Consider the following 19,548-nt stretch of genomic DNA (forward strand, 5'->3'; position numbering starts at 1 on the left):
GCACGTGGTTTCTTGTCCGGCCCGGCCGCGCATCAACGTGTCAAAACAATACCGCTCACGGTAGTATTTTGACATGCGACGAACATATCGAGACATGCTCCGTGAGGTCGCCTACGGCAACTATGGCTATGTCACCACTGCGGAAGCAGCGGACGCCGGCGTACCCGTTGTCGAATTGCCGAAGCTCACAGCCCGAGGCGGCCTTGATCACGTGGGATACGGTCTTTACCGCATGACTGACATACCGCCGACCGACGACGATCAATTCGCCGAAGCGACCCTGCGTGCAGGAGACGACGCCTACCTCCGCGGAGAATCCGTCCTTGCGCTCCTCGGTCTAGGGGACGTGAATCCTACGAAGATCACAGTAGGAACCGGCCGTCGTGTCCGCAGAGCAATGCCCGCGTACATTAAAGTCATCCAGACACAAACCGGAACGAAGGTCACACGCTACCGTGGGATCCGCGCCCAGCAACTCAGCGAAGCACTCCTCGAATGCATGGGGCGTGTCCCGGCCTCACGACTGCGGGATGCCGCAACCCAGGCCCGTGCCGAGGGACTACTGACTACGGCGGAGTGGAACCACGTCCGCAAGGAGCTCGCCGCATGAGGTACGACACCCCGCCTCGAAATCTCGCGGCTCTGAACCAACGATTGAAGAACTTGGAAGTAGACGAGATTCTCGCCGTTCGCCGACGGACGACGATGGCTCTGGTGGTGATAGGACAAATGCTTCCAGAGGGTGCCGTGAAAGGTGGGAGCGCGATGGCACTGAGATATGGCTCCGATACAAGGTTCACCCGTGACGTCGATGCCGCCCGCACAGGAAGTCTGGCGACATTCCGCGCCGACTTCGAGGAGCGGCTCCGGGAAGGGTGGGGTGGGTTTAGTGGACGCCTGATCGAGCGGAAAGCTCCGAAACCCGAGGGCATTCCTGCCCCGTATGTGATGAAGCCTTTCTATGTAAAGCTCGACTACGAGGGAAAGCCTTGGTGCACAGTTCCCTTCGAACTCGGACACAATGAAATCGGCGACGCCGACGATCCCGAGTACGCTCTGGCTCCCAGCATCAGCGAGCTGTTCACCTCTGTAGGCCTCCCTGCTCCAGAGCCCGTGGCGGTGATGCCCGCTGATCACCAAATAGCCCAAAAGACACACGCGTCCACAGCGCCGAGTAGTGACCGTGCCCGCGACCTTGTCGACCTCCAACTCTTGAGTACCCGTGAAGAATTGGACCTATCGCTGGTCCGGGCGACATGCGTTCGCCTGTTCGACTACCGAAGAACACACGCCTGGCCTCCATCGGTAGTGGAGGGCACGGACTGGGCGACTCTTTACTCCGAGGCCGCCGAAGGCCTGGACGTATTACCTGATGTCGCTACCGCAATCGAGTGGCTTAACGAGTTCATCGCTCTGATTGACCAATGTTCGCCAAACGACACGCCATCACTCACAAGGGAAAGGTGGATACGGCCAAGCAACGTCGTCAACCAACGACGTACGGAGTGAGTCCTGCAACATGATGGGGCATCTCCTGAAGCCAAGAGTGCAAAGCAGCTTTGCACAATAATGTTGAACCCGCTGTACCGGCAGCCCGCAGAAATGGATCTCAGCCATTGGTGCAACGACAAGTTGTTCTTTTGCGCAATGGCGGCAGACGGGTTCCGGGCCTTCGTCCGCGGCGACCGCGGAGATGCCAATAGCTGGAATTCAAACCGATACGGCGCTACCAAGGCAATTCTGTCGTGGTAGCTTCACTCCATGAAAGTGACTCCTCGAATGCGTCGCACTCTCATCGTCTTTCTCGCCGGGTTCATCTCTTTCGCGATATTCTGGCCGATCTTTGGCGTTCTGCCTGCGATTGGCATCGGCTTCCTTGTCGCCATAGCCGCGCTGGCAATCGATGCAGGAATAGCTTCGCGCCGCAGTTCCCGACGAGGGGTTTAGGTACCGTCCGGGCTCTTCTAAATGCTCCAACCTGGGTCGCTGAACTGAGCCGGCTCGCGCAGTGGAACGCCGGAGTCCTTCAGTCCAGAGTACTGCCGCCGAAGGCTTTCCAGCTCCTCGCTTATCTGTGCAACTCTGTGTGGAGAAAGCCTGTCCAAGGACAAGTGGCGGATCATCTTCGCTTCAGGCAGCGAGCAGTTGAGCAACGCGGCGATCTCCGCGTCCAGATTCTCATATGGAGTTTCTCGGACAATACGAATTAGCTGCTCAGCCGCGAACTTGCTCTCTTTATTAGCTCAAATTCGATGATTTGGTGCTCGATATTCTCAAGGTAATTCGGCTCCATTTATTCCCCCAGACCCAGTCTCAGCCGAGCTTAGCAAGGACAGATCAGCGCCCGGCCTGCCCTAACGAAGGTGATCAGAGTTGGTCCCCAAAGTGACGAGCTCGAGTGGCCCGGTAGCAACCCCCGTCACCACACTCCTGTTCCGCGCCGACTCCTCGACGGCGGCCAGCACCCGCTGCACCTGCAGGCCGTCATCGAACGACGGCGACGGCGCCTCACCGGAGCGGATGGCGCACAGGAAGTCCCGGATCTGGTGGGTAAAGGTGTGCTCCCAGCCAATGATGTGCCCCTGCGGCCACCACGCCGCAGCGTAGGGGTGTTCCGGCTCATTCACCAGGATCCGCCGGAAACCCTGCTCCCGCACGGGCAGCGTAGCGTCCAGGAAGCCAAGCTCGTTCAGGTTCTCCAGATCGAACGTCAGCGAACCCAACGACCCATAGATCTCAATCTTCAAAGAGTTCTTCTGCCCGGTCGCCACTCGTGACGCTTCCACCGAGGCACTCACGCCGCCGGTCAGCCCCAAAGTGGCCCATGCGGCGTCGTCCACCGTCACTTTCTCAACCCCCGACGGACCTGGCCGTTCGGCAACAAAAGTCCGCAGCGTCCCGGTCACTTCGGTCACGGTCTGCCCGGTGAGGTGTTGGACCTGGTCAATGGCGTGGGAGGCGATGTCGCCCAGGGCCCCGGAGCCGGCGGTCTCCTTCCGGAGCCGCCAGCTCATGGGGGTTTCGACGTCGGAAAGCCAGTCCTGGAGGTAGGCGGCACGTACGTGCCTCACGGTTCCGAGACGACCTTCGGCAATCAGCTCCCGGGCCAGGGCGAGCGCCGGGACCCGCCGGTAGTTGAACCCGACCATCGACTGCACGCCCCGCTCCAGAGCCAAAGCAGCCGCAGTAGCCATCAACTCTGCCTCACCCAAAGTGTTCGCGAGTGGCTTCTCCACGAGCACATGCTTCCCGGCTTCCAGCGCTGCGATGGCGATCTCCGCGTGCATCCAACCCGGAGCGCAGATGTCCACGATGTCGATGTCGTCCCGCAAAATCACCGAGCGCCAGTCAGTAGCTGACTCAGCCCAGCCGTATTTACCTGCGGCGAAAGCGACCTCAACCGCGTCCCGGCCCACCAGCACTCGCTGCTCGAAGGCCGGGACGTCGAAGAAGCTGGCCACATTCCGCCACGCATTCGAGTGGGCTTTCCCCATGAACGCGTAGCCAATAGCGGCCACACCCAAGGGCCGGGCAGTGGCCAACGGGCGGCCCGTAGGAAGAGAAGTGGTCATGGCTAAGCCTCGAACCAGTCCCGCGCAGGGTTGGAGACCTCGGGCGCCTCGCGGAACACACCCGGCTGTGCCACCCAGCCAACGCCGTTGGCGATGACCTTCTGGATCTGCGGCTGGTGGTACACCGGGTATTCCTGGTCGCCGGGGCTGAAGTAGAAAATCCGGCCCTTGCCGCGCGAGAACGTCACGCCAGAGCGGAACACCTCTCCCCCGGTGAAGGAGCTGATGAAGATCAGGTCATCGGGCTCAGGAATGTCGAACAGTTCCCCGTACATTTCCTGCTGCGGAATGATGATCGGGCTTTCAATACCGGCAGCAATCGGGTGCGACGGCTTCACGGTCCACACCAGCTCCCGCTCGCCTTCGTTGCGCCACTTCAGCGAGCACGTGGTTCCCAGCAAACGCGTGAAGATCTTCGCGAAGTGCCCCGAGTGGAGCACCACCAAGCCCATGCCGCCGAGCACATGCCGCTGCACGCGTTCCACTACTTCATCGGCGACTTCCTCATGGGCGATATGCCCCCACCACAGCAACACGTCCGTCTGTGCAAGGACCTCCTCGGACAGCCCATGGTCCGGATCAGCCAACGTAGCTGTAGCGATTTCGGAATCGGGGTAGAACCCTCGGAGTCCGGCTGCGATGGCGCCGTGGATTCCTTCGGGGTACATCTCACCGATGGTGGCGGGCTCGTTGCGGGCCTCGTGAACGCCTTCGTTCCAGACGACAATTTTCAACTTGGACTCGGTCATGTCAGAGGCTCACTTCGCGTTGTTCCAGGGCGGATTTGTAGCAGGCATCGAGCACCAGCGCGCGGCTGAGGGCGAGCGATCCGTCGTGGCTTCCCCACACGGTCTCGCCGCCGCGCACGGCAGCAACAAAATCGTCGACGACGGCCTGGTGCGCCTTTCCGGGTTCGGCCACCACCTCGAAGTCAGCGTTCTCGCCGTCCTTCTCGGTGAAGACGTGCACATCCGCGACGGGGTTCTCGGAGGCACCGACCGAGCGCAAGTCCGCTCCGCCGTCGGTCCCGTAAACGGTGAAGTCCATCAGGTCCCGTTCGTCACGGTAGCTGGCCCAGCCCGCTTCGAGGATCAAGGTACCGCCGCCTTCAAGCCGGATGAACGCGGAGGCGAAGTCCTCCACTTCAAACTTGTGGCTGGAGTTCGACGCCGTATACCTCGCGTTGCCGCCGAGGCCTCGCGGACCGAGTTCGGAGTGGGTCGAGGCGGAAACCGCCAGAACCTTCGGCTCGCCCAGCAGGTGCAGCGCGTAGTCCAGAACGTGGACGCCGATGTCGGCCAGCGGACCACCGCCGGCGAGCGCAGGGTTGGTGAACCAACTGCCGAGCATCGGAATGCCTTGGCGGCGCAGCCACGACGCCTTGGCGTAGTACGGACGGCCGAGGGTCCCGTCGTCGATCACTTTCTTGAGCGCCTGGATGTCGCCGCGGCGGCGGTGGTTGAACGCGACGTCCAGGACGCGCCCGGCTTTGCGGGCGGCGTCCACCATCTGTTGACCTTCGACGGCGTTGCGCGCGATCGGCTTTTCGCTCAGCACATGCAGTCCGCGCTCCAGCGAAGCGATGGCGATGGGTGCGTGCAGGAAGGTGGGCACGGCGATGCTGACGGCGTCAAGGTCTTCGAGCTCGATCATGTCCTCCCAGCGGGGCAACGCGTGCGGAATTTTGTACTCGTCCTTCAGCTGGGCAAGGAGTTCCGGCTCCATGCCCGCGACGGCGACAATTTCGACGCCGTCGATGTTGCTGTACGCCTTGAGGTGCTGCTGGCCGGCCCAACCGATGCCCACAACTCCCACCTTGAGGGTTGCGGATGGGGCCTGCTGCTGAATGCTCACTGTGTTCCTTTTCTTTTCTGGGTTTCTTGATGGTTTGGGTTAGCCCTTGACCGCGCCCGCGGTCATCCCGGACACAATGCGCTTCTGGCACACGAGCACCAGGATCACGAGCGGGACGGTGATGATCACGGATGCTGCGCTGATGGTGCCGAGCGGCTGGTCGAACTCGCTGGTGCCGCTGAAGAACGCGATCGCCACGGGCACCGGACGGGCTTCAGGCGACGTGGTGAGCGTGACGGCCAGGAGGAATTCGTTCCAGACCGAGATGAACACCAGGATCGCAGTGGTCGCGAGGCCCGGGACTGCCAGCGGCAGAATGACCTTGCGGAAGGCGACGAACGGCGTGGCACCGTCCATGTACGCGGATTCCTCGAGCTCCCGCGGAATCTCCTTGAAGAACGACGTCAGCGTGTAAATCGCCAGCGGCAACGCGAACGTCAGCTTCGGGATGATGAGGCCGAGCAACGTGTCGTAGAGCCCGATTTCGCGCCAGATGGAGAACATCGGAGCCGCGATCGCGATAGCCGGGAACGTGGTCACCGACAGGATGAGCGTCAGGATCGTCGCCTTGCGGCGCATCTTGAGCCGGGCCAGCGCATAGGCGGCGAAGGATGCGAAGACCAGCGCCACGGTTGTAGTTACGACGGCGATAATCACCGAATTGCGCAAGGCGAGGAGAAATTCGGGGTTCTGGAAGACCACGAAATAGTTTTCGAGGGTCGGCTGGCTCGGGAAGAGCTCGCCCTTGGACAGGCTCGCGCCCTTCTTAAGAGAGGTGTTGACCAGCCAGTAGAACGGGATGAGCGAAAAGCCCATGACGGCCACCACGAACACCCATACCAAGGGATGGAGTTTCGCTTCCCCACGCAAGCGGCGCTTCGGTGCCTTCTGCCCGGTGGCGGGTGCCGCCGTCGGGCGTTCTGCTGTCAGTGTGCTCATTGTTCCTCCTTCGCGACGTCGCGGATGTTGCCGCCGCCGAAGCGGATGTAGATGACCGAGACCACCATGACGGTGAGGAAGGTCAGGATGGAGAGGGCCGAGCCTTCGCCCACCAGCCGGTTTTCGCGGAGTTCGCCGTATGCCAGCATGGACATGGATTCCGTGCCGTTGGCGCCGCGGGTGAGGACGAACGGCAGGTCGAAGACGCGGAGGGCGTCCATGGTGCGGAAGATTGCCGCGAGGACTATTGCCGGGCGGAGCAGCGGCAGCGTGATGTGGAGGAAGGTTTGCCACTTGCTGGCGCCGTCGAGTTCGGCGGCCTCGTACGTTTCGGCGGAGATGACCTGCAGGCCGGCCAGGATGATGAGCGCCGCGAACGGGGTGGTTTTCCAGACGTCGGCCATGACGATCACGGCCATCGCGTAGCCGTGCTCGCCGAGCCAGACGACGTCACCACCCGGCAGTCCGAGTGCGGAGAGGACGTTGGTGACCAAGCCGAGGTTGGGCTGGAACATCGTTTGCCAGGTGATGGCGCTGACCACGGTGATGATCGCGTACGGCAGCAGAACCACGGTGCGCAGGACCGCGCGGCCCTTGAACGCGAGGTTGAGCAGCAACGCCATCGCCGTGCCGAGGATCAGTTCCAGGGTGACCGAGAGGCCTGCGAAGAGGAAGGTCTGGCCGAACGCGGCCCACCACTCTTGGCTTGCGAGGGCGTTGATGTAGTTTTCCAGGCCGACAAAGCGGGAGAGCCCTGCCGTGCGGACGCTGTACTGGTTCAACGAGAGCCAGAGTGCGTAGCCGATCGGGACCGCTGCCACGAGTGCCATGAGGACCAGCGACGGTGCGGTCATACGGAAGGCGAGGCGGCGTTCGGCGCGGTCGCGGGTGTTTGTTTTGGGTGGGGCGCCGCGGCCTGGTTGGAGGGTTTTGGTTGCCATGCTTAGAAGCTCGCCTTGGCGGTGGTGATTTCGTCGGCCATCTTCTTCACGGCGTCCTCGGTGGTGGCGGTGCCGGAGAGCACGGCGTAGACGTTCTTGTAGATGGCCTGCGAGATCTGCGGGTAGACCGGCGAGATCGGGCGCGGCTTGGCACCCTTCACCGAGGCGAGGAGTTCGGGAGCGAATGGCATCTTGGCGAGCACGGCGGGGTCCGAGTAGGCGGCCTCATTCACCGGAGCCTGCGAGTAGTCCATGGCCACGTGCTTCTGCCAATCCGGCGTCGTGGCGAAGTCGATGAAGGCAACCGCCCCGGCCTGGTTGGTGGAGTGTGCCGAGATTGCGAGGTTCCACCCGCCGAGCACGCCCGAGGCCTTGCCGCCTTCCCATGCGGGGAGCGGCGCGACGCCGAAGGTGGACGCCAGCGGGGTCGCGTTCAGCAGGCGGTACACGTGCGGCCAGTTGCGCTGGTATCCGAAGTTGCCGGACTCATAGGCCAGGCGGGCCGGGTCCTCGTTGTAGGTGAGGACGGCGCGGTCGGCTGAACCCTTCTTGAGGCCGTCGGTCATGAAGTTGAGGACGTCGCGGGTTTCCTGGGAGTCGATCTTGACGTTGCCCTGGTCATCCAGGACTTCGCCGCCCGCGCTGTAAAGCATCTCGAGGAAGTTCACGGTGAGGCCCTCGTACTGCTTGCCCTGGTAGACGAACCCGTTGCCCGGTGCCTTGGCGGCCTCAGCGTAGAGCTGCTGCCAGGTTTCGGGCTTGGCTACCTTGTCCTTCTGGTAGTAGATCAGGCCGGCGTTGGTGAAGAACGGCGAGGCCCAGTACTTGTCCTGGTACTTGGTGGTTTCCACAGTGGAGGGGATGAGCCGGTCCTTATTGGCTTCCACCAGCTTGGTCTGGTCCAGCAACCACCCCTGGGACGCGAACTCCGAGGTCCAGATGACGTCCGAGAGGAAGATGTCGCACTCGGTGGACTTGCCTTCGAGTCGCTGCACAATCTGCGTGCGGGCTTCGTCCGTCGTCGCGCCGATCTCGGTGTACTTGGCCGTGACCTTGCCGTTCGCCTTGGTGAACGCTTCCGCCGTGCCCTTGTAGATACCGCTCGCGTCCTTCACACCGCAGATGTTCACGGCACCGCTGGCATTAGCGCCCGACGACGGATCGGCGGCTGCCGCTTGTTCCGCGCCTTGGGGTGCTGCTCCCCCGCCGCAGGCGCTGAGGAGGAGGGCGGCGGCTATGGCGGTGGCGGCGAGGGCTGTTTTGTTGGGGCGTGTGGCGGCTTTGTTCTGGAGCGGAAGAGCAGGTCGGTTCAAGTCCACAAGTGGCTCCTTTGGTGACTGTGGGGATGGGTGGCTCGGGGCGGGCTTTGGCTGTTGCTGGTCCTGAGCCTGGCTTCATTGCCGGTGCCTTGGTTGAGTTGTGGAATCGATTCCAAATGTTTCTTTTAAAAAAGGCCTTTCGGCCCGTGGAATCGATTCCAAAGTAGTTTTGCAGTGGTTGCTCCGGGCTGTCAAGCCTTTTATTTGGTGGAGTCCCTGATGACGAGTTGGTGTGGGAAGAAGGTCCGCCCCTTACGGTGCGCGCCCTCGACGGTCATCCGTTCCAGGAGTTCAGCGAAGGCCGCTCGGCCCATCTCATAGGCGGGTTGGCGGACCGTGGTCAGCTCCGGCACGCACATTTCCGCCTGGGCCGAGTCATCGAAACCAGCCACGGCGACGTCTTGTGGAACCCTCAGGCCGGCGTCGGTGAGCTCGCGGACGCACCCGGCGGCGACCACGTCGGTCCCACAGAAGACGGCGTCCGGGAGGTCCTTGGATTCCAGGAGTTTCTTGGTGAGTGCCCTGCCCGCGTGAAAGCCGAAGTTGCCTTCGCCGAGGAGGACCTGGTCCGGGTTCAGGCCTTGCTCCTTGAGCGCCTGGCGGAATCCTTCTTCCCTGAGCCGACCCGAACGGGCACCCCTGTGGGCGAGCATGGCCAGCTTCTTGGCTCCTGTGTCGATCAGGTGTTTGGTGATGTCGTAGGCTGCCTGGCGGTCGTCGATGGATACGCCGAACGCTGCCTCGGCGTCTACGATTTCACAGACCTGGATGACACTCAGTTGTTCGGCGACGGTGTTGACGTCCTCGTCCGGCATAGTTGGCGAGAAGATTACAAGGCCGTCGACTGAGCCATTTCGCAGCATGTCTACGAGTTGCTGTTCGCGGTCGCGGTCTCCGTCGGTGGCTGCAATGAGGCTGACGTAGCCGGAATCTGCGGCTGCGTCTCCTACTCCCCGGAAAACTTCGCTGATCACGAGGGAGTCGAGATTCTTGGCGAGAGCCAGGACGCGCATGGTGTGGTCTCTTCTTAGGTCTCGCGCAGAGGCGAGAGGACGATAGCTCAGCTCCCTGATGGCAGCGTTGACCTTCTCCTTGGCCGACGTGCTAACGGCCGAGCTCCCGTTCAAGACGCGCGACACCGTCCCCACGGACACACCCGCAGTCCTGGCGACGTCCTGAACTGTCGGCCGAGCCATTGCTATCCTTCCGCGTGCAGTCTCATTGCGCCTACCCGGCGCCCCTGCGGACCCACAGGCGCTTCCCAGCTTAGCTGGCTACGAAACCAACGCCCGAGCATCATGCAACACTCACGCTTGTCGAGCGGAATGAACGATCATGCTCTGCGGCTGCCCGGCCGCTACTACCAGCCTTCTCGCGCCGATAGCGAATACGATGTAAACCTAGGTTGCCTATCACTTAGCTCTTGGCAATTATTGTTGTCATCGGGCAGACTGGTGACTATACCAAGCGGAGGCAGAGGAAGGGAACCACGATGGTCTGGTTCACCGAGGGCAGCGAACATGAAGGCTACGTCGTCTGCGTCTTCGCCGACGGCATGTATGGCTCCTGCGGGAAGCATAATCAGATCAGCCTTCTGACACCCGACGGCAAGACCATCTGGGAAAACGAGAACGACCCTGACAGCGTGGCGTGGCGGCCGCCGTCCCAGGTCGTCGGCTGGAAAGTCGCTTGCAGCTGCGAACCGAACCGGAAGCACGTCATCATGGACCAGTTGTGGATACGCGTCTGGGATGCGGCGGACGAGGATCCCGCCAGTGGGCGTATCTATGCCGGGCCGCTAGCCAGTGCCGACGCCGCCACCATTGGCGACCGGGAAGACCTGGAATCACTATTCCTGGACCTGTGGCACCGCCATGTCGCGCCTGACCTGCACCTCTACACCATCAGCACCCTCGCCGAGCAACTCAAAGGGCTCGAGAAACAGCTCGATGAGGCCGTGACCGAAGCAAGGTCCGACGGCCTCTCCTGGGGCATGATTGGAAGGGCCTACGGGATCACCCGGCAAGGAGCCAGAAAGCGCTGGGATTCCGCTGCGACATCAGCGGAGTCAGATGTGGTCATGCCGATGGCGAAGGCTTGAAGCGTGGAAAATCAAGGGCTCATTCGCAAGCAGCATGTCGTCTCCAAATTCTATTTGAAAGGCTTCGCTGATTCTTCGAATCGGCTCCGACGCATAGTGCTTCCAGGACAGAAAAGCCATCTCATCTCGGCTGAGAAGGCTTCGGTCATCAGTGATTTTTACACCATCACACTCGAGGATGGCCAACAGACTGACTACTTTGAGCGCGCCTTCTCACGTGTCGAGGGGCCAGCCGCGGCTGTGCACAAATCAATCGTGGAGAACGACCATTGGCCACTAAGAGTTGGGGAGAAGTGCGACTTAGCACTTTGGATAGCCCTCCAGCATCTTCGCTCCCAGGGCATGAGAACCCAGGGCGGCAATCTGAAAGCCCTCATCATTCAGCTTATGGTCGGAACCTCCGGGAAAGACGCACTTCGCAGGCACATCGAAGAGGCTGAGGGTCAGTCGATTAGCAACGAGCGCTTGGAGTTTGAATGGGCCGAACTAACTCGTCCTGGAGGCCCTCGAATTAAGGCCGATCCTAAAGAACACCTCCGTGTGATTAGGGAACTTCTTGAGCCGACTGCCACCATGCTTGGAAGCATGCAGTGGTCACTCAACGTCTACCGACGCAAGCGGTTGGTCACGGGGGACCACCCAGTCAGGCTTTTGAAGAACCCTGGGCACCCACCGTATTTCGGCGTTGGTTTGGCCAACGCAGGAGGCTTCGCAGTACCACTGTCGCGTCGGCACGGACTGGTCATTGGCGCTTCACCCGACTTGCCTGACCTGAAGGTAGAGGGGAACGCGTTGTCAGCCGCAAGCATTAATCAGGCAACCGTCATGAACTCGCGCACAGTCATCTACTCGCATCCTGACGATGAGGATGTCGTCAACGCCCTGCATGTACCGAGCCCCAGAGAAGATGAGATTGCCCCAACTTCAATAGCCGGATGGGTCAATGAGAAAGGTGCCTTTGGCCATCTCAGTGATGAGGAACGCGACGGACTGCCCGCACCCATCGCCAGCGACGATGATGGGCAAAGTTTCGGTCTTCATGATATGGCCTGGCCAATCCCCGATCGCCTCCATACGTGGACGGAACCTGAAGGGAAGCCCGACGTGGAGTAGGGCAGCCCGGTTGCAACTGCCGGCTCCCGACAATGGCAAATCCAAGCGTGCTCAACGATCTGTCGCCACTGGCGCGACCAGCTATCAGTTTGTAGTTGGCACGGCTGTTGCGCTGCACTCTAACAGCTGCAGCCATGCACGAGTGCTTGAACAGGTCGTTATCGGCAGAGGTTGCCGGAATTCGCCCCCTCGGCCTTAGCTTACCTGCGACGCTTTCGATTGCCCTTGTCTTGATTAGTGCCGTCAACTGCGAGGAATACACGACACGTTTGTTTGAGTTGCCTTGCTGACAACAGGTTTGCCTTGGTCGTTTGGGTATGTGGATGCTCCGAGCCTAAGAGTGACTCTTGAATACAAAGAGTCTCCTCCAAAAGATCGATCGCTTGGTCCAGGTTCCCCATTGCCACATACGTGATTGCCAAGTTGTGCCGTGAACTCAGAGTGCTTGGATGAGCCTTTCCCAAAACCCGCTCCCGAGCCACCAAGGCCTGCTTGTGGAGTTTGAGCGCTAGCGCTAACTGGCCGACTGCCTTATAGACGGACGCGAGATTGTTGAGCGAGGTCAGGGTTTGAGGATGGTCCTGCCCCAAGAGCCGGGTTCGGTCAGTCAAAGTTTGCTTGTATAACGAGGCCGCGCGGTATAAATTCCCTACTTTGTGGTGAGCACCCGCAAGATTGTTACGGACGCTAAGTGTTTCGGGATGCTCCGGCCCTAGAACTCGCATGAAGTTTTCGAGACTCCGCTCAAATAATACGACCGCTTGGTCTGCTTTCCCGACCGCTTGATACGCGCCTGCGAGATTGTTAAGGGCGCCTAGCGTATCGGGGTGATCGGGCCCGGACACCCGCTCACGATCCGCCACAGCCCGCTCAAACAGAGGGAGTGCAAGGTGGAATTTACCAGCCTCGTGATACGCGCCTGCGAGATTGTTAAGGGCGCCTAGCGTATCGGGATGATCGGGCCCGGACACCCGCTCACGATCCGCCACAGCCCGCTCAAACAGAGGGATAGCCCGATTTATATGTCCGCTTGCTTGATAAGCTCCCGCGAGATTACTGCGAGAACTGAGAATGTCAGGATGGTCCTTTTCCAGGACCCGCTCACGGTCTGCGAGGGTTCGTTTCAGCAGCGTGATTGCGTGATCCAATTGCCCGACCAACACATACGCGGTGGCGAGATTATTCCGAGAGGTCAGAACATCCGGGTGGTCCTTGCCCAAGGCCCGAGTGCGGTCCCTCAGCGTCTGTTCATAAAGCGTGATCGCTTGGTCGAGTCTCCCGGCTGCTTTGTAAGCAGAAGCAAGGTTGTTCCTGAAAGCAAGCGTATCGATGTGTTCTGGTCCGAGATACTTGGTTGAGTCGTCCAGCATCTGGCGGTGATACTCAATAGCAAGCCCGATGAGACCACCATTGACGAGCGAAACGCCAGTGCGCGACAGGACTGAATGCGAGCCAAAGCTCGCTTTGTCCCACAGTCCGGCCTGAGCAGAGCGGATGATAGAAGTGGCGTTGGACCGCAGAGACTCGGTTAGCAGAGTATCTTGATCGATCTCCGGCCACACTGCCATCAATGCGTCAGCAGCAACATAACCGAGAGCAGCGATCTCCTCTGCAGGCAGAGTATGCCGAATGCTGCGGCCGGTCAGGTTGTGCATTCGCACCGCTCGCGGATTACCCAGTTCGGGATCGTGATCGATCAATGACAAGCGGTGCAAAGCGCGCAGAGCACCCCGAGCCGAGCTGGCCGTTATTTCTTTTCCGGAAATTCGTGAAAGGTGAGAGCAGACAGCCGGGCTAGTTAGCGCCGATTCGGGAGTTCCCGCCGGATCGAGTATGGAAACCAAAGCCGCCATTGGACGGGCCAGCCCAACAGGGCTGATTTCATTAGCGGAAAGCACCGACAGCTCCCACGTCGTTGCAACGGTGCGGGAGTATCCGTCCGCATCCGCATCACGGGGAAACAACTCTTCTAAAGCTGTGGCTCGATCTGCAAACATTGTCCGATAATCAGCACACTTGATTCCTTGGTCGATGATCACTGCGGCCGCTTGCGCCAGAGCCAACGGCAACCGGCCCAAATCTTGGGCCAAATCGGCGGCCTCGGCCAACACATCGTCGGGAAGACCGTTCTTCTGAGGACCAATGCGTTCCCGAAGATAGAATTCGGCCTCCTGCCTCGCGAAAACCCCGACTGGGATGACCGTCCGGCCCGATCCGGAAAAAGCAGCATCCCGCCGCCGGGTCGTTATGATCACGCTTCCCCTTGCCGGTGGCCACAGACCATCTAAATCGGCGACGGCGCGAACATCGTCCAAAACGACAAGCCATTGCCGACCCGTACTACCTAGAAAACCGATGAGTATCTTGGCCAATTGCTCGGACCCCAGATCCACATCGGCGAGATCCAATTTGATAGCAGCTTCAGCAAACCCCATCACAACCGATTCCCGGGACTCAGCGTTGATCCACACCCGCAAATCTGCCGAACTGGATGAAAATACGCCAACAGCAATTTGTGTCTTGCCTACTCCCCCTGCCCCTGCAAGTACCTGCCCTGCGAGTGGCTGCAGGACGACAGTGCCAGCGGCCAGCGAAATTTGCTCAACGACTCCTTCCCTCGACTGATATGCCGAAGCTTGGAGTGGGACGGTGCCCACAACCACCGGCCATGCCGGAGACCGGCGTGGCATCACCACCTGGTTGTAGTCGCCGATCGCACCTACAGCACCACCTGTGATGTTCACGGTAGAACCAGCAGACGGAAGTGATTTGTCGTTATTCACGCGCATCCTCCAACCAAGGAATGGCTTCTAGTTCATCGTGACGTGTCCATGGTCGCCGACAATGCCGACCTTGCCACCCGAAACCAAGACTTGGTATTTCGTCGCTACCCCCGCTTCGTCCGCTGCCCTCAGAACTGCTCCTGCGGCCTCCAGGATTTCCTCATTTTGATCAGCTCGGGATTCCCGTAGATGCCTAACGAGCGGCTTCTCGTAGGTCTCGGGATCGTCTTCATGATCATCCAGAGTCTGAAGCGCCCTCTCGTCCCCGGCAAATCTGGCGGAAAGCAGATTCTTCAGCCCTGAGTAGCCGTCTTTTATGGCTTGCGACACGGTATCCGTCGTCCCTGACGCAGCGCCAGCCACCAATGCCGCGACAATCAATGTCACCGGGTCCACTACATTGCTCCTCTGTCCGTGTTGCGGCCTTAAACGGCCATAACTGCCACATCAGCCTAGCCGGGTTGCGTGCCGATCCAGCGCATTCTGGCACCTGCAACACTCCGAGTGGCTCAGCGTCTAGTGCTAACCCATTGGCGCAGGACACACCTGCGAGGCGGGTATAGAAAGACCCTTTTGCAGAGAGTGCCGTGGTGGATCTCTCGGGCTGGCCGGCTCCCGGCTACATTTGTCTCGGTAAGTTTTTTTGGTTGGGGGTGGGATTTTGTCTGACGTAAGCGGGGGCGTTCCTGGTGTTTCTTCTACGTCTTTAGACCCTGTCGCCCTTTCTGCTTTCGCAGGTCTCCCTTCCGATCCCACTGGGACCGTAACGTTTCAGCGCTTCGTATGGCAGGCCAAAATTTCTGTGCGGAACTGGCTCGTGACCCTTGCTCCGAATGGCCCAATAGCTATTGTCTGTGAGCACGTGGAGGACTTAGTGGTTGTCGAAAGGAATATGCTCCGTTTCGCTCAGCTTAAAACTCGAGACAGGGGATCTTGGACAGCGTCGAGGATCTGCAAACCCGGACATGCCGTGAATACTCTCGTGAAGTCGTATCTGGCGGCAACAGCAGCGGGGATTGTCTCCATATCGAAATTTGAAGTGTGGCTCGAGGGGCCTCAATCTGAGGACGCGGACACGGTCGTATTCTTTGGGGACCCGCGTAAGGCCCCTGAACGAATCAAGCAGAAGATCCGTGCAATGGGCCTGGCAGGTGCCAAGCTTAAAGACTTCCTCAGTAGGCTGGAAATCCGGTGCCAACAGCCTTCTCGAGAATCTGTAGACGCCGTCATAATGAAGGCGATCGGCGCCGCTTGGCCGCAACTATCGTATTCACAGGTAGAGACCCTGTATGAGAGACTCCTCAGTGCGGCAACCGCTGCGCAATCCTCATCGGTGCAGCAGCCTACGGTTCGTGCCGCCGTAGAAGCCGCGCGGCTAAACCCAGAGGAGGACAACCACTGGGAACCAATCCGTGCCCAATCCCTCACGAAGGAACAGCTTCGTGCGCTTTGCCCCCCACTTAATTCGGATAGTAATGAACAACTACTGAGGCGGGCCGCCTCGGGGGAAGCCTCGTTACTCGAATTGAAATTGGTCCGTGCAGGCGCGCAGCAAGGAACAATCGCCGCTGCGAAGCTTGCCCGGGCCGACGCAGAAGTCGCAGCCACTAGCTTTCTCGCCGCGGGCGATGCCGGTCAGGCCGGGTTCCACGCTCTGGACCAAAGGATCCTGTCCATGGCTGATTCACTTCTAGCCTTGAGCGCTCTGAACGGAACGAGTCTCACTCGTCCTGCTGAGTTCATCTATCACAGCCTTATGAGTCGGCCTACTGACGTCAATGCAACTGACGCCGCGCAGGTTTACGGCGGCGACCACCGCCTGGTTGTGGGGCATCTTTGCAACGTCTCTGATCAGTGCCGCTTTAGTTGGGGCCTCTCATGACGCCTTCAGATCCGATGGCATCAACGACGAGCTGGCGAGATACTTACCGCTATAGGAGCAGCCGCGAAGCAGAGTCCCGCATTCTCCTGCTAATCAACGGATTCAGTACGGAAACTTCTGGACCGCGGAGCCTGGAGGGGAGGGTAAAGCTCGCCAAACTCGATTTCCTCCTCCGTTATCCGAAGCATTTGGCAACGATACTGGCAAGCCGTGGTCTCCGGGACACAGCCCGTATTGAGCTAGAACGGCAGGATAGTCCCCTTGAATCACGCATGGTGCGTTACCGATACGGGCCTTGGGATCCCAGCCAATTCGCTGTTCTTGGTTCCCTTATTGGACGGGGGCTGGTCGAAGTTGTCCCCGCGGTAGGCACCAATGCACTCGGATATCGGACCACGATGGAAGGGCAGCGACTTGCGACCGCTCTTGAAGAGGATGGGGCTTTTGATGATCTTGTCGGCCGCATCAAACTACTACGTCGGCATCTGGACCTCTCAGGCGAAGGTCTCAAAAAGATCATTTACCAACTCCCTGAGGTAGCGGGTGCAGCATGGAACAAGGAACTGGTATGACTGAGCCTTCAATTGAGGAAAACGAAACGGACTCGAGTCCGCACACACTCCGAATCAACTGGATTGAATTGGTGGGAGGCAACAGGACAGTCGACCTTAAGCCAGGTTTGAACCTCATCCGGGGGGACATCACAACAGGCAAGACCACACTCGTCCGCTTGCTCCGAGGCTTCTTGGGGAACATTCCTAAGCACATGCCACCGGAAGTGGAGCAAGTGCGGGCACTAACGGGCGAAGTCCTGCTCGGCGACAGACCGTGGAAGCTTTACCGTCCTATGGTCACCACTAAGGATGTCCCAGTTGAAGTGGCAGAGGCGGATTCGTCCGAAGAGGTGGAAGGTATAGCTCTGCGCCTGCCGGCCGCTGGCGCAGGGGGTTATGGAGACTTCGTACTGCAACAACTGGGTTTGCCGGTGGTCTCTGTTCCCCGCGCTAGAAAAGAACCCACCCTTGACCAAACGCCGGTAACTATCAACGACTGGCTGCACTATTGCATCGTCACCGGCGATGAGTTGGACGTTCAGGTCTTTGGACACCGTGAGACGTTCCGTGATCACAAACGGCGTTGGGTGTTTGAGATCGCTTATGGCCTATACGACGAGGAACTTGCACGACTTTCTGCCCAGGTCCGTCAGGTGGATCTGTCCATCCGCGCAGCGGAGGCTGAGCATGAAGTCGTGGCATCTTTTCTGGCCGAGGCAGAGTTCGGGAACAAGGAGGAATTAGAGGATACTTTGGAGGCCGAGCAGGAGACGCTTGTCGCTCTTCAGCAAAGCCAGCATGACACCCATAGTGCCTTCGAACATGAGCCGGCTGAGGAGATCGCTGCCTTGCGGGCTGGCGTGCTAGACCTACGCAAGCAGATTGACGCCGATAGAGCTGCGCTCCGGCAACACGAAGCGCAGCTTCGTGACCTCTTAGACCTGGAACGTCAGCTGGTGAGCCTTTCCAAGCGCCTTACACGCTCGATAGTGGCAGACGAATGGATGGTTGACTTTGATTTCATGGTTTGCCCGCGCTGCGGCCACGATCTGGACCGACATCGTGTAGAAACTTCCATCTGTTACTTATGCGAGCAACCTGAGCCAGACGTCGCTCCAAATAGGGAGTCCCTCCTTCGCGAACAGGACCGTGTTACTTTTCAAATCGCCGAAACAAGACAGCTGATTGAAGAACGGCGAGAAAGTCTCGAACGGCTGCGCAACGCCAGTAAAGAGGGAGACGAACGACTGATCAAGCTGTCGGTTCAGCTTGATCACGCAACCGAGCAATTTGTGTCGAGCCATGCATCCGAACTAAAAGCTCTAGCAGCACAAGTCGCTACGGTCGAGGCAAATGTTGCTTGGCTCCAGCGCTCGTTGAAACTGTTCTCGCACCAATCGAATCAGCAGGAGCGCCTTGATATACTCCGCGACCGGAAGGCCGAGCTTGAGGCGGACCTTGAATCCCACGACGTTGCAGTCTCTCAGGCAGAGGAAAACATCGCCGCTCTTGAAGCACGGATGCTCGACTACCTCCAGCGCCTGAATGCCCCTACCTTGGGTGATTTGTTGACCGTCCGGATCAACAGAACAAGCTATCTGCCTGAGGTCAGTGGACGGACCTTCGACGAGTTGTCGAGCCAAGGGCTCAAGACTATTGTCAACGTGGCGCACACATTGGCTCATCACACGGTCGCAATCGACAGAGGGCTCGCGCTACCAGGATTTGTCGTTCTGGATGGAGTATCGGCCAATTCAGGGAAGGAGGGCCTGGACGGTGAACGTGTTCTTGACATGTACCGGCTTTTCGCTGAGGTCTCCGACTCCTACAGTGACCTACTTCAGATTCTAGTAGTTGATAACGAGCTACCTCCCGAGATTGTGGCGGACTTGAGCGATCGGATTGTGCTAACACTTTCACAGAACGATCGGCTAATTGTTGGTCCAGCCGAGCTAACGGCCACAACCGACCAATAAAGCAACTGGTCCGCCTTTTGTCGCAGTAACCGGTGAGGTTCGCCTTGTACGTGACCTTTGACCCTGCGGACGTCGCGAACGGTCGTGGGCGGACTGCCACAAGCTTCGCAGGACCCGGACGTCGTTCGATGTCTCGTAAAAGACGAAGTCACGGTCTGGGCCGCCTCAGTCTCCCAGCTCGGGCGCCGCAAGCTTTTGGGTTTGGTCGGGATTCCTGTACCAGTCCTAGGACTCGTATTGATGCTGACGTGCAGCAATGGCTGGCCTGGAGATTGCCCATAGCGTCCCGCGATGCAAAAAGCGGGTCGGACAGGGCAGGGTTCGACGCGCCATTTGCAAGGTTGGCGATGACACGGCTTACCGGGCTCAAGCCGAGCAGCGCAATTCGCGAGGCTGCGCACCGGACGCTGAAACAGCTTTGGCCTGGCGGGTGACAGTTTTGGTGTTCGCGATGTCGATCAGCATCGGGTATCTGGCAACGTCGTTGATCGTTGCCATCGCCGCCTGGACGTCT

17 protein-coding genes are annotated in these 19,548 nt (G+C 59.6%); 7 read left to right on the top strand and 10 right to left on the bottom strand.

Annotated features, from left to right (window positions below; translation table 11 throughout):
- The first annotated feature begins 73 nt into the window (after positions 1-73).
- On the top strand, positions 74-610 hold the full coding sequence (locus ACIPY3_RS18385; RefSeq protein WP_400336473.1) for a hypothetical protein: 537 nt from the start codon (positions 74-76) through the stop codon (positions 608-610).
- Positions 607-1,509, top strand: coding sequence for a nucleotidyl transferase AbiEii/AbiGii toxin family protein (locus tag ACIPY3_RS18390; RefSeq protein ID WP_400336474.1), 903 nt, complete (start codon positions 607-609; stop codon positions 1,507-1,509). Before ACIPY3_RS18385 ends, ACIPY3_RS18390 begins: the two co-directional genes overlap by 4 nt.
- An 845-nt stretch (positions 1,510-2,354) precedes the next feature.
- On the opposite strand, the gene ACIPY3_RS18395 is transcribed toward ACIPY3_RS18390, so the two are convergent.
- The 7 genes from ACIPY3_RS18395 to ACIPY3_RS18425 all read right to left on the bottom strand — a co-directional run bounded on the left by ACIPY3_RS18395 (position 2,355) and on the right by ACIPY3_RS18425 (position 9,752).
- A complete protein-coding gene (locus tag ACIPY3_RS18395; protein ID WP_400336475.1) occupies positions 2,355-3,572 on the bottom strand; it encodes a Gfo/Idh/MocA family protein in 1,218 nt (405 codons plus the stop codon).
- A 2-nt stretch (positions 3,573-3,574) separates the two neighbouring features.
- Positions 3,575-4,321 carry a ThuA domain-containing protein gene (locus ACIPY3_RS18400; protein ID WP_400336476.1) on the bottom strand — a complete coding sequence of 249 codons (747 nt, stop codon included), beginning with the start codon at positions 4,319-4,321 and terminating at the stop codon, positions 3,575-3,577.
- Position 4,322: 1 nt separating this feature from the next.
- Entirely contained in the window at positions 4,323-5,426 is a 1,104-nt protein-coding gene (locus ACIPY3_RS18405; protein WP_400336477.1) for a Gfo/Idh/MocA family protein, read from the bottom strand.
- A gap of 39 nt (positions 5,427-5,465) precedes the next feature.
- Positions 5,466-6,365 (bottom strand): carbohydrate ABC transporter permease, encoded by a 900-nt coding sequence (locus ACIPY3_RS18410; protein WP_400336478.1) that lies wholly within the window; start codon positions 6,363-6,365, stop codon positions 5,466-5,468.
- A complete protein-coding gene (locus ACIPY3_RS18415) occupies positions 6,362-7,306 on the bottom strand; it encodes a carbohydrate ABC transporter permease (RefSeq protein ID WP_400336479.1) in 945 nt (314 codons plus the stop codon). Before ACIPY3_RS18415 ends, ACIPY3_RS18410 begins: the two co-directional genes overlap by 4 nt.
- A 2-nt stretch (positions 7,307-7,308) precedes the next feature.
- Complete coding sequence (locus ACIPY3_RS18420) at positions 7,309-8,625, bottom strand: ABC transporter substrate-binding protein (protein WP_400336480.1); 1,317 nt, start codon at positions 8,623-8,625, stop codon at positions 7,309-7,311.
- Positions 8,626-8,825: 200 nt separating this feature from the next.
- Positions 8,826-9,752 (bottom strand): LacI family DNA-binding transcriptional regulator, encoded by a 927-nt coding sequence (locus tag ACIPY3_RS18425; RefSeq protein ID WP_400336501.1) that lies wholly within the window; start codon positions 9,750-9,752, stop codon positions 8,826-8,828.
- Between the two features lie 365 nt (positions 9,753-10,117).
- On the opposite strand from ACIPY3_RS18425, the gene ACIPY3_RS18430 reads away from it, so the two are divergent.
- On the top strand, positions 10,118-10,726 hold the full coding sequence (locus tag ACIPY3_RS18430) for a hypothetical protein (protein ID WP_400336481.1): 609 nt from the start codon (positions 10,118-10,120) through the stop codon (positions 10,724-10,726).
- Positions 10,727-10,729: 3 nt separating this feature from the next.
- Complete coding sequence (locus tag ACIPY3_RS18435; RefSeq protein WP_400336482.1) at positions 10,730-11,839, top strand: DUF4238 domain-containing protein; 1,110 nt, start codon at positions 10,730-10,732, stop codon at positions 11,837-11,839.
- A gap of 200 nt (positions 11,840-12,039) precedes the next feature.
- Here ACIPY3_RS18435 and ACIPY3_RS18440 read toward each other — a convergent pair whose 3' ends face one another.
- Positions 12,040-14,622 carry a tetratricopeptide repeat protein gene (locus ACIPY3_RS18440; protein WP_400336483.1) on the bottom strand — a complete coding sequence of 861 codons (2,583 nt, stop codon included), beginning with the start codon at positions 14,620-14,622 and terminating at the stop codon, positions 12,040-12,042.
- A 27-nt stretch (positions 14,623-14,649) separates the two neighbouring features.
- A complete protein-coding gene (locus tag ACIPY3_RS18445; RefSeq protein ID WP_400336484.1) occupies positions 14,650-15,018 on the bottom strand; it encodes a hypothetical protein in 369 nt (122 codons plus the stop codon).
- Positions 15,019-15,283: 265 nt separating this feature from the next.
- Here ACIPY3_RS18445 and ACIPY3_RS18450 point away from each other — a divergent pair, with 265 nt between their 5' ends.
- From ACIPY3_RS18450 to ACIPY3_RS18460, 3 genes are read left to right on the top strand one after another with little or no spacing between them, the layout of a single operon-like run.
- Positions 15,284-16,504 carry a dsDNA nuclease domain-containing protein gene (locus tag ACIPY3_RS18450; protein ID WP_400336485.1) on the top strand — a complete coding sequence of 407 codons (1,221 nt, stop codon included), beginning with the start codon at positions 15,284-15,286 and terminating at the stop codon, positions 16,502-16,504.
- Complete coding sequence (locus ACIPY3_RS18455; protein WP_400336486.1) at positions 16,501-17,076, top strand: hypothetical protein; 576 nt, start codon at positions 16,501-16,503, stop codon at positions 17,074-17,076. Before ACIPY3_RS18450 ends, ACIPY3_RS18455 begins: the two co-directional genes overlap by 4 nt.
- A complete protein-coding gene (locus ACIPY3_RS18460; protein WP_400336487.1) occupies positions 17,073-19,034 on the top strand; it encodes a hypothetical protein in 1,962 nt (653 codons plus the stop codon). The genes ACIPY3_RS18455 and ACIPY3_RS18460 overlap by 4 nt, the downstream gene beginning before the upstream one ends.
- Before the next feature lie 366 nt (positions 19,035-19,400).
- On the opposite strand, the gene ACIPY3_RS18465 is transcribed toward ACIPY3_RS18460, so the two are convergent.
- Positions 19,401-19,532, bottom strand: coding sequence for a hypothetical protein (locus ACIPY3_RS18465; RefSeq protein ID WP_400336488.1), 132 nt, complete (start codon positions 19,530-19,532; stop codon positions 19,401-19,403).
- Between the last annotated feature and the right edge of the window lie 16 nt (positions 19,533-19,548).

Source organism: Paenarthrobacter sp. NPDC089714, from assembly GCF_044748905.1.
In the GTDB taxonomy this organism is placed as follows: Bacteria; Actinomycetota; Actinomycetes; order Actinomycetales; family Micrococcaceae; genus Arthrobacter.

What these genes read in the sequence shown, in the direction of transcription:
- ACIPY3_RS18415 (WP_400336479.1), bottom strand. Translation starts at nt 7,306, where the DNA reads ATGGCAACCAAAACCCTCCAACCAGGCCGCGGCGCCCCACCCAAAACA.
- ACIPY3_RS18430 (WP_400336481.1), top strand. Translation starts at nt 10,118, where the DNA reads ATGGTCTGGTTCACCGAGGGCAGCGAACATGAAGGCTACGTCGTCTGC.
- ACIPY3_RS18390 (WP_400336474.1), top strand. Translation starts at nt 607, where the DNA reads ATGAGGTACGACACCCCGCCTCGAAATCTCGCGGCTCTGAACCAACGA.
- ACIPY3_RS18465 (WP_400336488.1), bottom strand. Translation starts at nt 19,532, where the DNA reads ATGGCAACGATCAACGACGTTGCCAGATACCCGATGCTGATCGACATC.
- ACIPY3_RS18410 (WP_400336478.1), bottom strand. Translation starts at nt 6,365, where the DNA reads ATGAGCACACTGACAGCAGAACGCCCGACGGCGGCACCCGCCACCGGG.
- ACIPY3_RS18395 (WP_400336475.1), bottom strand. Translation starts at nt 3,572, where the DNA reads ATGACCACTTCTCTTCCTACGGGCCGCCCGTTGGCCACTGCCCGGCCC.
- ACIPY3_RS18455 (WP_400336486.1), top strand. Translation starts at nt 16,501, where the DNA reads ATGACGCCTTCAGATCCGATGGCATCAACGACGAGCTGGCGAGATACT.
- ACIPY3_RS18460 (WP_400336487.1), top strand. Translation starts at nt 17,073, where the DNA reads ATGACTGAGCCTTCAATTGAGGAAAACGAAACGGACTCGAGTCCGCAC.
- ACIPY3_RS18385 (WP_400336473.1), top strand. Translation starts at nt 74, where the DNA reads ATGCGACGAACATATCGAGACATGCTCCGTGAGGTCGCCTACGGCAAC.
- ACIPY3_RS18400 (WP_400336476.1), bottom strand. Translation starts at nt 4,321, where the DNA reads ATGACCGAGTCCAAGTTGAAAATTGTCGTCTGGAACGAAGGCGTTCAC.